At 63.6% G+C, this 13,945-nt stretch carries 13 protein-coding genes; 7 read left to right on the top strand and 6 right to left on the bottom strand.

Annotated elements, in window-relative coordinates; translation table 11 throughout:
• The first annotated feature begins 7 nt into the window (after positions 1 to 7).
• From whiA to IWX81_RS02905, 7 genes are all read left to right on the top strand, one after another.
• On the top strand, positions 8 to 985 hold the full coding sequence (whiA, locus tag IWX81_RS02935; protein WP_199279758.1) for a DNA-binding protein WhiA: 978 nt from the start codon (positions 8 to 10) through the stop codon (positions 983 to 985).
• A 125-nt stretch (positions 986 to 1,110) separates the two neighbouring features.
• The gene (locus tag IWX81_RS02930) at positions 1,111 to 1,737 is read left to right on the top strand and encodes a superoxide dismutase (RefSeq protein ID WP_199279757.1); all 627 of its coding nucleotides are present in this window, start codon (positions 1,111 to 1,113) and stop codon (positions 1,735 to 1,737) included.
• Positions 1,738 to 1,834: 97 nt separating this feature from the next.
• On the top strand, positions 1,835 to 2,842 hold the full coding sequence (gene gap, locus IWX81_RS02925; RefSeq protein ID WP_199279756.1) for a type I glyceraldehyde-3-phosphate dehydrogenase: 1,008 nt from the start codon (positions 1,835 to 1,837) through the stop codon (positions 2,840 to 2,842).
• A 14-nt stretch (positions 2,843 to 2,856) separates the two neighbouring features.
• Positions 2,857 to 4,074, top strand: coding sequence for a phosphoglycerate kinase (locus IWX81_RS02920; protein ID WP_199279755.1), 1,218 nt, complete (start codon positions 2,857 to 2,859; stop codon positions 4,072 to 4,074).
• Entirely contained in the window at positions 4,062 to 4,859 is a 798-nt protein-coding gene (gene tpiA, locus IWX81_RS02915) for a triose-phosphate isomerase (RefSeq protein WP_199279754.1), read from the top strand. Before IWX81_RS02920 ends, tpiA begins: the two co-directional genes overlap by 13 nt.
• A gap of 98 nt (positions 4,860 to 4,957) precedes the next feature.
• Positions 4,958 to 5,206, top strand: coding sequence for a preprotein translocase subunit SecG (secG, locus tag IWX81_RS02910; RefSeq protein WP_199279753.1), 249 nt, complete (start codon positions 4,958 to 4,960; stop codon positions 5,204 to 5,206).
• Positions 5,207 to 5,279: 73 nt separating this feature from the next.
• Entirely contained in the window at positions 5,280 to 5,642 is a 363-nt protein-coding gene (locus IWX81_RS02905; protein ID WP_199279752.1) for an RNA polymerase-binding protein RbpA, read from the top strand.
• Between the two features lie 47 nt (positions 5,643 to 5,689).
• Here IWX81_RS02905 and pgl read toward each other — a convergent pair whose 3' ends face one another.
• From pgl to tkt, 6 genes are read right to left on the bottom strand one after another with little or no spacing between them, the layout of a single operon-like run.
• Positions 5,690 to 6,496: a 6-phosphogluconolactonase gene (gene pgl / locus IWX81_RS02900; protein WP_199279751.1), complete on the bottom strand. Its 807-nt coding sequence runs from the start codon at positions 6,494 to 6,496 to the stop codon at positions 5,690 to 5,692.
• Complete coding sequence (locus IWX81_RS02895; RefSeq protein ID WP_199279750.1) at positions 6,493 to 7,467, bottom strand: glucose-6-phosphate dehydrogenase assembly protein OpcA; 975 nt, start codon at positions 7,465 to 7,467, stop codon at positions 6,493 to 6,495. Before IWX81_RS02895 ends, pgl begins: the two co-directional genes overlap by 4 nt.
• Positions 7,464 to 9,005 carry a glucose-6-phosphate dehydrogenase gene (gene zwf, locus IWX81_RS02890; RefSeq protein ID WP_199279749.1) on the bottom strand — a complete coding sequence of 514 codons (1,542 nt, stop codon included), beginning with the start codon at positions 9,003 to 9,005 and terminating at the stop codon, positions 7,464 to 7,466. Before zwf ends, IWX81_RS02895 begins: the two co-directional genes overlap by 4 nt.
• Before the next feature lie 44 nt (positions 9,006 to 9,049).
• Complete coding sequence (locus IWX81_RS02885; RefSeq protein ID WP_199279748.1) at positions 9,050 to 10,648, bottom strand: glucose-6-phosphate isomerase; 1,599 nt, start codon at positions 10,646 to 10,648, stop codon at positions 9,050 to 9,052.
• Positions 10,645 to 11,757, bottom strand: coding sequence for a transaldolase (tal, locus tag IWX81_RS02880; protein ID WP_199279747.1), 1,113 nt, complete (start codon positions 11,755 to 11,757; stop codon positions 10,645 to 10,647). The genes IWX81_RS02885 and tal overlap by 4 nt, the downstream gene beginning before the upstream one ends.
• A gap of 24 nt (positions 11,758 to 11,781) precedes the next feature.
• Positions 11,782 to 13,875, bottom strand: a complete 2,094-nt coding sequence (gene tkt, locus IWX81_RS02875; protein ID WP_199279746.1) for a transketolase — start codon at positions 13,873 to 13,875, stop codon at positions 11,782 to 11,784.
• Between the last annotated feature and the right edge of the window lie 70 nt (positions 13,876 to 13,945).

Genomic DNA, 13,945 nt, shown 5'->3' with positions numbered 1-13,945 from the left:
GAAACCTGTGGCATTGACCGCCGAGGTTAAGGATGAACTGACCGGCATCACGTCGGGAAAGACGACGGTGCGTGCCGCCGAGTTGGCGACCATCCTGCGATTTTCCGGAGGATTGCACATGATCTCCGGGCGGATTGCCGTCGAGTCCGAGCTCGAGACAGAGCAATTGGCGAGGCGCGTCCGCAAAGACATTGCCGAGTTGTACGGTGTCCGATCCGACGCATCGGTGGTCTCGGCATCCGGAACCCGTCGTACCAGCCACTACCTGGTGAGGGTTCTCGACGGTGGGGAGACCCTGGCCCGTCAGACCGGGCTGCTCGACGCCCGCCGACGCCCGATCCGCGGACTGCCCAATCGCCTCACGACCGGCAGCATCGAAGAATTGTCGGCTGTCTGGCGCGGTGCGTTCCTGGCAGCGGGAAGCCTCACCGACCCCGGGCGCTCCGCGGCCCTCGAAGTGACCTGCCCGGGGAATGAAGCGGCCATGGCTCTCGTCGGCGCAGCGGGCCGGCTGAAGATCTCTGCGAAAGCTCGAGAGGTTCGCGGAGTCCATCGCGTCGTCATCCGCGATGGCGAGGCGATCAGCGCGATGCTCGTGCTCATGGGTGCAGACAAGAGCGTCGCGAACTGGAACGAGCTGAGGCAGCGTCGCGAGGTCAGGGCTACCGCGAACCGGCTTGTGAACTTCGACGACGCAAACCTGAGGCGATCGGCACAGGCTGCCGTGGCCGCGTGCGCGCGAGTCGAGAGGGCACTCGAGATCCTCGCGGACGACGTCCCGTTCCACCTTCAGTACGCGGGCCAGCTCCGGCTCAGGTTCCGCGACTCGAGTCTCGACGAGTTAGGTCACCACGCCGATCCGCCGATGACGAAGGATGCCGTTGCCGGCCGGATCCGCCGACTGCTCGCCATGGCCGATAAGAGGGCCTCCGATCTGGGCATTCCCGGTACAGATGCCAATCTGCCGCCGGACCTGGACGAGTAGTTTTCGATTACATCGCGCTCCGGGGAAACATCTGAAGGGGTGCATGGTTGACGTGAGTAGACTGGAAATGTCACCCCAACTCGATGTCGAATCGATTTTCGGGGCCTATTTGCTAGGAGATAACGTTGGCTGAATACACCCTTCCTGAACTCGCATATGACTACTCTGCGCTCGCGCCGAGCATCAGCGGTGCGATCATGGAGCTTCACCACAGCAAGCACCACCAGGCGTACGTCACTGGGGCTAACGCTGCACTCGCAGGGCTTGCTGCCGCCCGGGATTCCGGAGATCTCGCGAATGTGAACAAGCTCGAGAAAGACCTTTCCTTCAACCTCGGTGGTCATGTCAACCACTCGATCTTCTGGACGAACTTGTCACCGGACGGCGGCGACAAGCCCACCGGCGACCTCGCCAGCGCGATCGACGACCACTTCGGCTCGTTCGATAAGTTCACCGCACACTTCACCGCAACGGCCATGGGCGTCCAGGGTTCGGGATGGGCAGTGCTCGCCTGGGACTCGCTCGGCGAGAATCTCATCATCGTCCAGTTCTTCGACCAGCAGGGCAACCTGCCCGCTGGCATCGTCCCACTGCTGATGTTGGATGTCTGGGAGCACGCTTACTACCTGGACTACAAGAACGTGCGCGCCGATTACGTCAAGGCGTTCTGGAACATCGCTGACTGGGCCAACGTCCAGCAGCGCTTTACCGCGGCGCGCGAAAAGACCAACGGGCTGCTGCTACTGTCATAGCGGCATCGTGGCCGGGTGCTTTTGCACCCGGCCACACCTCATTCACCATCCACCACAAGCACGAAGCGTCCCAGACGCATGAGCAACAGGAGCATCAGTGACCGTCAAGATTGGCATCAACGGATTCGGCCGCATCGGCCGTAACTTCCTTCGCGCGGCTCTCGCCAAGGGAAGCGACATCGAGATTGTTGCGGTCAACGACCTCGACAATCCAGCGGCACTGGCACACCTGCTCAAGTACGACACCGTCGGCGGCCGCCTCGATGCCACCGTCGAGGTCGACGGCGACACGATCCTCGTCAACGGCAAGCCCATCAAGGTTCTTGCCGAGCGTGACCCTGCTGCTCTCCCCTGGGGAGAGCTCGGAGTCGACATCGTCATCGAGTCCACCGGTCGATTCACCAAGTCCGATGACGCGCGCAAGCACATCACCGCTGGCGCGAAGAAGGTCATCGTCTCGGCTCCCGCGTCGGGTTCGGATGTCGCGACGATCGTCCTGGGCGTCAACGAGAACACGTATGACGCGGCAGTCCACGACATCATTTCCAACGCATCGTGCACCACGAACTGCCTCGCACCGCTCGCGAAGGTGTTCATGGAGAACTTCGGCATCGAGCGCGGTCTCATGACCACGGTTCACGCGTACACCGCCGACCAGAACCTGCAGGACGGCCCACACGGCGACCTCCGTCGCGCCCGCGCCGCTGCCGCCAACATCATCCCGACCTCGACCGGTGCTGCCAAGGCACTCGGCATGGTCATCCCTGAGCTCGTCGGGAAGCTCGACGGATACGCCCTGCGCGTTCCCGTGATCACCGGCTCGATCACCGACCTCACGATCACGGCATCACGACCGGTCACCGTCGATGAGGTCAACGCTGCGTACAAGGCTGCCGCCGAGGGTCCCCTCAAGGGAATCCTGAAGTACACGGAAGACGAGATCGTCTCGAGCGACATCGTCGGCGACCCGCACTCGTCGATCTTCGACGCCGGCCTCACGAAGGTCATCGGCGACCAGGTCAAGGTCGCGTCCTGGTACGACAACGAGTGGGGATACTCCAACCGCCTCGTCGACGTCACCGAGTTCGTCGGCTCCAGCCTCTAAACATTCCACGCCCGATGTCTTTGCGAACGATTGACTCGCTGGGCGACCTCAAGGGAAGGAACGTTCTGGTCCGTTGTGACCTGAACGTTCCCTTGAAGGACGGCCAGATCACTGACGATGGACGCATCCGCGCGTCCCTGCCGACCCTCAACAGGTTGATCCAGGCCGGAGCACGGGTTGTCATCCTGTCCCACCTTGGTCGACCGGACGGGGAGCCGAACGCGAAGTTCAGTCTTGCGCCTGTCGCACAGAGGCTGTCGGAGTTGCTCGGCAAGCCTGTCGTCTTCGCGGCCGACACCGTCGGCTCCGCGGCACAGGATTCCGTCAGCGGCCTCGAGGACGGCGGCGTCGTGCTGCTGGAGAATCTCCGGTTCAACGCACAGGAGACCAGCAAGGATGCGGCGGAGCGCACTGAGTTCGCGTCGCAGCTCGCTTCGCTAGGCTCTGCATTCGTGTCCGATGGGTTCGGCGTCGTGCATCGCAAGCAGGCGAGTGTCTACGAACTCGCAGCCGCTCTTCCGAGTGCTGCAGGCCTGCTCATCGAGCAGGAGCTCGACGTTCTTGAACGATTGACTGTTACGCCGGAGAAACCGTACACGGTGGTTCTCGGCGGGTCGAAGGTCTCGGACAAGCTGGCCGTCATCGGGGCATTGCTGCCCAAGGTCGACAGGCTCCTGATCGGCGGTGGCATGCTCTTCACCTTCCTGGTGGCGCAGGGACATAGGGTCGGTGCGAGTCTTCTCGAAGCCGACCAGGTGGATGCCGTGACGGGGTATCTGGCCGAAGCCGAGAGACTGGGCGTGGAGATCATCCTCCCGACCGACATCGTCGTGGCATCCGGGTTCAGCGCGGATGCAGATCACGTCGTTACGTCGGCCGATGCCATCGAGGACACGGCGTTCGGTGCTGCCGGGCTTGGACTCGACATCGGTCCTGAGACTGCTGATCGGTTCGCACAGGCGATTTCGGATTCGAAAACTGTGTTCTGGAACGGCCCCATGGGCGTCTTCGAACTCGCACCCTTTGCCGCGGGCACCAAAGCCGTGGCATCAGCCCTGACGACATTCGACGGCTTCGGCGTTGTCGGTGGCGGAGACTCCGCGGCCGCCGTGCGCGCCCTCGGATTCGACGATGACCAGTTCGGTCACATTTCAACTGGCGGCGGCGCCAGCCTCGAGTTCCTCGAAGGCAAGTCGCTTCCCGGCCTGGAGGTTCTTGGATGGCAAAAGTAGCGCGTGTTCCCCTCATCGCAGGGAACTGGAAGCTCAATCTCGATCACCTCCAGGCGATTGCATTCGTGCAGAAGCTGGATTGGACGCTGAAGGATGCCCGCCACGAGTACGGCCTTGCCGGCTCAGAGGTTGCTGTGTTCCCGCCGTTCACCGATCTGCGTTCCGTGCAGAATCTCGTTGCCGCAGACAAGCTGAGCATCGTCTTCGGAGGCCAGGACCTCTCCGAGCATGATTCTGGTGCGTACACCGGGGAGATCTCAGGAGCCTTTCTCAAGGCGCTCGACTGCACCTACGTCATCATCGGTCATTCCGAGCGCCGCACCCTGCACCAGGAGTCCGACGAGCAGCTGGGCCGCAAGGTCGCTGCTGCGCTGAAGAGTGGCCTCGTTCCCGTGCTCTGCGTGGGTGAAACCGCCGAGGATCTCGAGACCCATGGTCCCAGCGCCGTTCCTGTCGCACAATTGCGAGCAGCACTGGCCGGGATCTCAGGAAGCCCCGACCTCGTCGTGGCGTACGAGCCTGTCTGGGCCATCGGTTCGGGACAGGCAGCCACGCCCGAGCAGGCTGAGCAGGTGGCGGCGACGCTGCGCGCGACGCTGGCCGAATTGCTCGGTGACGAGGTGGCCGACGCCACTCGCATCCTGTACGGCGGCTCGGTCAAATCCACCAACATTGCCGGATTCATGCGCCAGCCCAACGTGGACGGTGCCCTGGTAGGCGGTGCGAGCCTCGATGTGACCGAATTCGCCAGCATCGCGCGCTTCCAAAAGCACGTCGGAACCTGAGTAGCCCGGAATCAGCGGCGCGCAATTGTCGCCCCGCGCAGATATCCGGCCGCCGCGTTGTCGGCTAGAGTAGTCGAGGCTTTCGAAAGGTTTTATTCGTGGAAATTCTTCAAGTTGCGCTTCAGGTCGTTCTCGGCCTGACGAGCCTTTTGCTCACCCTGCTCATCCTGCTACACCGCGGGCGAGGAGGCGGGCTCTCCGACATGTTCGGCGGAGGAGTCACGTCGAACCTCGGCGCTTCCGGCGTTGCCGAGCGCAACCTGAACCGCATCACCGTCATTCTTGGCGTGATCTGGATCAGCAGCATCGTGTTCCTCGGACTCATCACCAAGTTCGACGGGTCTTAGGCGCAACAGCATGGGTCGTGGCCGTCAGGCTCGCGGCCAGCACCAACCACAGTAGATCGACATTAGGGGCATCGTGGCATCAGGCGGAAGTGCAATTCGAGGATCTCGCGTGGGCGCGGGCCCCATGGGTGAGCAGGATCGTGGATTCCACGCCGAGCGCATCCAGGTCTCATACTGGGACGAGATGGGTAATGAGACAGTTCGCAACTTTGCTGCGAACCTCCCCGAGGATGAGATCCCCGAGACGATCGATTCGCCGACGACCGGGCTCCCCGCCGGCCGTGACAAGGAGAATCCTCCGTCGGTAGCCAAGCTCGAGCCGTACAAGACACACCTCGCATACGTCAAGGAACGCCGTAGCGAAGAAGAGGCAGCCCAGCTTCTCGAAGAAGCGCTGGTTCAGCTCCGTGCACGTCGTGGGACTCTCACGAAGTAGCACGCTCGCCCCGCATCTCGGGACAGGCTCCCTCGCTTGAGTATGACCTAGAGCACGAGGCCGTGGTCGTCCGCGCCGGTCCAGAACTGGCCAGGAGCGATCAGGTGCTCCGGCACCTGGGCGGCGGCATCAGCGTCGACGAAGAACAGGGTTTTCCGTCGACCTTCGACTCCGGCCGCCGGTACCTCGTTGACGCTTGCGCCGGCCAGGGTCAGTCCGAGCGCCGAGGCTTTGTCGGCCCCCGCCACCACGAGCCAGACCCGCGCTGACGAGTTGATCGTAGGCAGCGTCAGAGACAGTCGTTCCGGCGGTGGCTTCGGCGATTTGCGTACGGAGATGACGGTCTTTTCCCGCTCCCGTACGCCGCCGCGTTCGGGGAAGAGCGAGGCGATGTGACCGTCGGGTCCCATGCCGAGAAAGGTGATGTCGAAATGCGGCATGGACGCGTTGTCGGGGGAGTGGGCAGCGATCTCAGCCGCGTAGGCATCTGACGCCTCATCCAGTTCCAGGCCACTGTCCGACGCCGCGAACGGATGAACTCGATCGGGATCCAGCGGCACGTGGTCAAGGAGCGCGATTCGAGCCTGCGTGTCGTTGCGTTCAGGATCGCCTGCCGGGAGCCATCGTTCATCGCCCCACCAGACATTGACCCGGCTCCAGTCCACTGTGTCGCGCGCGGGGGATGAATTGATGGCCGACAGCACCGCAGAACCCATGGTGCCACCGGTCAGGACGACTGATGCCTCGTCGAACTCGGAAATCAGGTCGGCGGCTTTGCTGATGAATCGTGCGGCAACCGCTGCCGCCAGGGACGCTTTGTCCGGATGCACGATGACCCTGCGCTCGTTGCTCATGCGTGTGCTCCTGTGCCTGTTGGCGACGTGCCCGGCTTTCCGAGTTGGCCGACGCCGCGTTTGACAACGTCGCCGAAGAGTTCGTCGGGGTCAAGCCTGCGAAGTTCTTCAGCGAGGCAGTCGCGGAGGCTTCGTCGGGGGAGGGAGATGTCGTGCGTCGGCTGGTTCGGCTGCACGAGGGTCGCGACATTCGCCATCGTACGTTCGAGCCCGATGTCGCCGGATTCCCGCGTCAGGGTGACGCCCTGGATTCCGCTGCTGCCGTGCGACTTGCTGCTCACGGTGAGCGTGACCTCGACCTCAAGCTGCAACTGCAGCCACGCGGCGAGGAGCACGGTCGAAGGAGAGTCGGCTGCGCCATGCACTTCGACGGCTGTCACAGGCTGGTAGGGCGGCTGGTCGAGTACGGCAGCCAGCTGCGCACGCCAGAGGGTCAGCCTCGTCCACGCGAAGTCGGTGTCCCCTGGCTGGTACGACGACGAGATGACCGTGATGGCGTCGAGCGGATTCGAGGAGGCAGCGGCGTCGGTGATCCGGCGTTGCGCAATTCGACCGATCGCGGACTCGGACACGACCTCAGGAGCGTTCCCCGGCCACCATGCGACTACGGGAGCGTCTGGCAGCAGCAGGCCTGTCACGAGGCTCTCCTGGTCGATCGCGGCATCGCCATAGGCTTTGACCACGACGACTTCGCTCGCCCCGGCGTCGCCACCGACGCGGATCTGGGCGTCGACACGAGCATCGCCGTCGTTGTGGCCGTTGCCCTGATCCGTGGAGACGACGATGACGCGCATGGGATGTTCACGCGACGCATCATTCGCGGCCTCGATCGCCTCCTCTTCTTCACCGAGCGTGGTGCTGATGACAAGCGTCAGGACACGCCCGAGAGCGACCGCACCACCCTCCTCCCTGATCTTGACGAGAGTCTTCGAGATCTTGCTCGAGGTTGTGTTGGGAAGGTCAACGATCATGGTCGTCTCCAGGTGCGGCCGTCACGGGCCATCAATTCGTCGGCGGATGATGGGCCCCAGGTGCCCGGCCTGTACTGTTCAGGCTGCCCCTGGGTCGCCCAGAACTCCTCGATCGGATCGAGGATCTTCCAACTGAGTTCGACCTCCTGGTGCCGGGGAAATAGGGGCGGGTCGCCGAGGAGCACGTCGAGAATCAGTCGCTCGTAGGCTTCGGGGCTCGCCTCGGTGAACGCGTGACCGTATCCGAAGTCCATGGTCACGTCACGGACCTGCATGCCGGCACCCGGCACCTTCGAGCCGAACCTGATGGTCACGCCTTCGTCTGGCTGCACCCGGATGACGAGGGCGTTCTGGCCGAGCGCGGATGTCTGGCTCTCGGCGAACAGGTACTGCGGGGCACGTTTGAACACCACGGCGATCTCGGTGACGCGTCGACCCAGCCGTTTTCCGGTGCGCAGGTAGAACGGCACACCGGCCCAGCGACGGGTGTCGATATCGAGTCGGATCGCGGCAAAGGTCTCCGTGGTGGATTCGGGGTTCATCCCGTCTTCCTCGAGAAAGCCGACGACCTTCTCGCCACCTGACCATCCACCCGTGTACTGCCCGCGAGCCGTGTGCTTGCCGATGTCTTCCGGGATCCGGACGGCGGAGAGCACCTTCTCCTTCTCAGCCCTGAGGTCCGCAGCATGGAAGGAGACAGGCTCCTCCATCGCCGTGAGCGCCAGCAACTGGAGAAGGTGGTTCTGGATGACATCGCGGGCGGCGCCGATTCCGTCGTAGTATCCCGCACGGCCGCCGACGCCGACATCCTCCGCCATGGTGATCTGCACGTGATCCACGTAGTTCGCATTCCAGATGGGTTCGTACAGCTGGTTGGCGAAACGCAGCGCCAGGATGTTCTGGACCGTCTCTTTGCCGAGGTAGTGGTCGATGCGGAAGACGCTGTCGGGCGGGAAGACCGATTCGACGACCGAGTTCAGCTCGCGGGCTGTCTTGAGATCGCTGCCGAACGGTTTTTCGATGACGACGCGACGCCATTCGCCATTCTTCTGCTCAGCCAGGCCCGAGTCCCGCAGCCGCTCGGTGACCTCGGGGAACGACTTCGGCGGGATCGACAGGTAGAACGCATGGTTGCCCATGGTGCCCCGATCCCTGTCCAGCGCCTCGATCGTCTCTGTGAGCCGGGCGAATGCCTCGGCATCATCGAATTCACCTTGCACGAACCTGATGCCTTGCGCGAGCTGGGTCCAGACATCCTCATCGAAGGGGGTGCGAGCATACTGCTTGACCGCGTCGTACACGACCTTCGCGAAGTCCTGGTCTTCCCAGTCCCGACGAGCGAATCCGACGAGGGCGAACCCGGGAGGAAGGAGTCCGCGGTTCGCAAGGTCGTACACGGCCGGCATGAGCTTCTTGCGCGACAGGTCCCCGGTGACGCCGAAGATCACGAGACCACTGGGGCCAGCGATCCGATTGAGTCGTCGATCGGACAGCAACCTCAACGGGTTGAAGTCGGCTGTGATGTTCACGGGCGACATTGTGCTCCTAAGGTGCTTGGTACCAGTGCCAGCGGCCTGAGCCGTTAGCCGAGTGCGCTGATGATGACGGGCAGCGACTCTGCTGGGCTGGCGAGGGTGAGGCTGAGCACGGGACGTCCGTGGTCGGCGAGCACGCTCGCGTCACCGTCGGCCTGTGCCCGAATGAGCTGGCCGAAGGTGAATGGACGATCGGGAATCTGCAGATCGGCCTGTTCAGCACTGGTGATCTGGAGGAACACCCCCACCGCAGGTCCACCCTTATGGAACTGCCCGGTCGAGTGGAGGAATCTCGGACCCCAGCCGAAGGTGACGGGGCGACCGGACCGCTTCGCGATCGCGTCACGCAGTGTCACGAGCTCGGGGTACGCGACACGGTCCACGTAGGCCTGGATTGCCACATATCCGTCTGACGGCAGGGACTCGACGAGCTTGTCGATGGCGCCGGAGAGATCACTGACACCGTCGACGACCGCCGACGTTCCGCGGACCTCGATGTCGCCGACCACGAAGGCAGGAGCCGCCGGGGACGAGGGGTTATCGATCAGGGCGCGGGTGGCGATCTTCGCCGATTCAACATCGGGCTGGTCGAAGGGGTTGATTCCGAGGAGTCGACCGGCAATCGCCGTCGCGTACTCCCAGACGAGGATCTGGGCACCGAGGCTTCCGGCGATCTCGATCTCTCCGTCCGCCACCTCTTTGGTGTCGTCCCAGTCGCCCACGAGCCGCACCACCTGCAGGTCAGCCAGGCCCGCGCTGAGTTCGGGGGAGTCGACGTCGAGCACGACGGGAAGGATGCCCTTGCCGAGCTTGCCCGTCGACTCGGCGATGAGCTGTTCTGCCCAGTCTCCGAAGCCGCGGATGTGGGTGCCATCGGTGACGATTCCGAGCTTGTCTTTGAGGGGTACGGTTCCCGCGATCGCGGCAGCGAGGACGAGGCCGGGGTTGTCGGGATGGTCGACTGCGAGTTCCAGCATGACGGCTTCCGACTCATCGAGCAGCTCGTCCAGATCGACCCCGGCGAGGCCGGAAGGAACGAGGCCGAAGGCGGTCAGGGCCGAATAACGGCCACCGACCGTGGGGTCGGCATTGAAGACGCGGTATCCGGCTTCGCGGGCCGCCCCGTCGAGCGGTGAGCCCGGGTCGGTCACGATGACGATGCGCTGAAGCGGGTCGATTCCCGCGTCGGTGAAGAACTGCTCGTAGATTCGCTTCTGGCTGTCTGTCTCGAGGGTCGAACCGGACTTCGAGGAGATCACCACGGCCGTTGTCGCAAGACGGTCGTGCAGTGCTGCCATGACCTGGCCGGGATCGGTCGAATCCAGCACCGTGAGCTCGACGCCGTATGTGCTGGTGATGACCTCGGGAGCCAGGGACGATCCACCCATCCCGCCGAGCACGATGTGATTCACGCCGGCCGAACGAAGGGCATCGCGCAGCTCGTAGATCTCCGGGATCAGGGGGCGAGAGACGGATACCGCCTGTACCCAGCCGAGTCGCTTCGACGACTCGTCTTCTGCGTCAGCACCCCACAGCGAAGCGTCTCCTCCGGTGAGCCTGCTCGCGACGAGATCGCTGACAAGCTGCGGTACGAGTCGCTCGACGGCCTCGGCCGCCGCTCCGGATACGGCGATCCTGACGCTCACTTCGCGGTCTCCAGGGCTGCTGCGACGGTGTCGAGCAGCTCGTTCCACGACACGATGAACTTCTCCACGCCCTCCTTTTCGAGCAGCGCGGTCACCTCGTCATAAGAAATTCCGAGCGCGGCCAGAGCATCGAGCGTGATGTTCGCCTTGGAGTAGTTGTGGGTCACGTTGTCGCCGGTGATGACGCCGTGATCGAACGTGGCCTCGAGCGTCTTCTCTGGCATCGTGTTGACGGTTTCGCCGACAGCCAGCTCGGTCACGTAGAGCGTGTCCGGGAGGCTGGGGTCCTTGACGCCGGTGGATGCCCACAGCGGTCGCTGCTTATTAGCCCCGGCAGCGAGCAGAACCCGGGCGCGCTCTGAACTGAACTCCTGCTCATAGACCTGGTAAGCAAGTCTCGCGTTGGCGATTCCGGCCTTGCTCTTCAGGGACCTGGCGTCATCGGTGCCCAGGGCATCGAGCCGCTTGTCGATCTCGGTGTCGACGCGGGATACGAAGAACGAGGCAACTGAATGGATGGTCGACAGGTCGTGACCTGCTGCCCTCGCCTGCTCGAGCCCGGTGAGGTACGCGTTGATGACCTCGCGGTGACGCGAGAGGCTGAAGATGAGCGTGACGTTGACGCTGATGCCTGCGCCGATCGTGGCCGTGATGGCCTCGAGACCCTCGACGGTGGCGGGGATCTTGATCATGGCGTTCGGACGGTCGACCTTGGCCCACAGTTCCTGGGCCTGCTGGATCGTGCCCGCCGCGTCATGCGCGAGTCCGGGTTCGACCTCGATGGACACGCGTCCATCCTGGCCACCCGTGGAGTCGTACACCGGACGGAAGATGTCGCTCGCGGCCGCCACGTCGTCAGTCGTGATCTCGAAGACCGCCTCGGTGACGGTCTTTCCCGCGGCGGCGAGCTCGGCGACCTGGGCGTCGTATGCCTCGCCCTTGGCCAAGGCCGTCGCGAAGATCGTGGGGTTGGTGGTGACGCCGACGACATTGCGCTCGGCGATCAGCTTCTGGAGTCCGCCCGAATTGATGCGCTCACGAGAGAGGTCGTCGAGCCAGATGCTGACTCCCACTGACGAAAGGGCTGTGGTGGGTGTTTCGGTGCTCATAATGCTTTCTCCTTTACCGGGGGCCTAGACGGCCGCCAGCGATTCCTTGGCTGCGGCCACGGCGGCCTCGGTGGTGATCCCGAACTCACGGAACAGGGTCTTGTAGTCGGCCGACGCGCCGAAATGCTCGATCGATACGCTACGGCCGGCATCTCCGACGTATCCACGCCAGGTCGAAGCGACCCCGGCTTCGATCGAGACGCGAGCCTTCACCGCGGCGGGGAAGACGGATTCGCGATACGCGGCATCCTGTTCCTCGAACCACTCGAGGCTCGGCACCGAGACGACGCGCGCATTCACGCCGTCGGCTTTGAGCACCTCGCGGGCTTCGACCGCAATCTGGACTTCGGATCCGGTCGCCATCAGGATGACGTCGGGCGTGCCGCCCGGAGCCTCGACGAGAACGTATGCGCCCCGTGCGACGTGCTTGGCCGAGGCGAAGGTCTCGCCGTGTGCGACGTCGTCGCCGCGCTCGAACACCGGGATGTTCTGGCGGGTCAGGGCGATACCGGCGGGTCCCTTGCGACGCTCGAGGATCGTCTTCCACGCCCATGCCGTCTCGTTCGCATCGCCGGGTCGCACGACATCCAGGTCGGGGATGGCGCGGAGCGAAGCAAGTTGCTCGATCGGCTGGTGGGTCGGGCCATCCTCGCCGAGCGCCACGGAGTCGTGGGTCCAGACGTAGATCGCCGGCGATTTCATCAGGGCCGCGAGTCGCACGGCCGGGCGCATGTAGTCGCTGAAGATCAGGAACGTTCCGCCATAGGGCCGCGTGTTTCCGTGGAGGACGATTCCGTTGAGGATCGACCCCATCGCGTGCTCACGGATGCCGAAGTGAAGGGTGCGGCCATAGGGATTACCGGTCCACTCGTGAGTGGAGTGCTCGCTCGGAATGAACGAGGTCGCTCCGTCGATCGTGGTGTTGTTGGACTCGGCCAGATCGGCCGAACCACCCCACAGTTCGGGGATGATGGCACCGAGTGCGCTGAGTACCTTGCCGCTGGCGGCACGGGTCGACACATCCTTGCCAGATTCGAATACGGGGAGGGCTTCTTCGACACCCTCCGGGAGGTCTCCGGAGAGGATACGGTCGAGCAGAACCTTCTTGTCAGGGTTCGCTGTGGCCCACTCTTCGAACTGTACATTCCACTCATCGTGGGCTGCCTTGCCGCGGTCGATGGCCTTGCGGGTGTGCTCGATGACCTCGGGGGCGACCTGGAAGGTCTGCTCAGGATCGAAGCCGAGCACCTCCTTGACCGCGGCGAGCTCGTCGCTTCCCAGGGCCGATCCATGGATCTTTCCGGTGTTCTGCTTCTTCGGGCTCGGCCAGCCAATGATGGTCTTCAGGATGATGAGCGACGGCTTGTCCGTCACGCCCTGTGCTGCTTCGATGGCGGCGTTCAGCTCGACGACGTCTTCTTCGTAGACGCCGGTCTTCTTCCAGTCGACGACCTGCACGTGCCAGTGGTATGCCTCGTAGCGAGCCCGGACATCCTCGGTGAAGGCGATGTTGGTGTCGTCTTCGATCGAGATCTGGTTCGAGTCGTAGATGCCGATGAGGTTGCCCAGTTGCTGGTGACCGGCCAGCGATGAGGCCTCGCTCGAGACACCTTCCTGGAGGTCGCCGTCGCCGGCGATGAAGTAGACGAAGTGATCGAAGGGGCTGGTGCCGGCATCGGCATCGGGATCGAAGAGACCACGCTCGAACCTGCTCGCATAGGCGAAACCGACCGCCGAAGCGATGCCCTGCCCGAGCGGACCCGTGGTGATTTCGACTCCATCGGTATGGCCGTACTCCGGGTGACCCGGAGTCTTCGAACCCCAGGTGCGCAGTGACTTCAGGTCATCGAGCTCGAGACCATAACCGCCGAAGTAAAGCTGTACGTACTGTGTGAGCGAGCTGTGGCCGACCGAGAGGATGAAGCGGTCACGGCCGATCCACTCGTTGTCTTTCGGGTCGCGGCGCATGACCTTCTGGAAGAGCAGGTACGCAGCAGGGGCCAGACTCATCGCGGTACCCGGATGGCCGTTGCCCACCTTCTCCACGGCATCGGCCGCGAGGATCTTTGCGGTGTCTACGGCTTTGTTGTCAATGGGATCCCACTGGAGAGTTACCACGAGGTACTGCACCCTTCTTCAAGCGTCGTACCGGGCGTGTCGCCCGGCGTACGGTTTTCTGGATCTGCTG

It is taken from the genome of Salinibacterium sp. CAN_S4 (genome assembly GCF_015752305.1).
In the GTDB taxonomy this organism is placed as follows: Bacteria; Actinomycetota; Actinomycetes; order Actinomycetales; family Microbacteriaceae; genus Rhodoglobus.
Note: the sequence above shows the minus strand (reverse complement) of the source record. Positions and strands in the feature narration are given on the sequence as shown.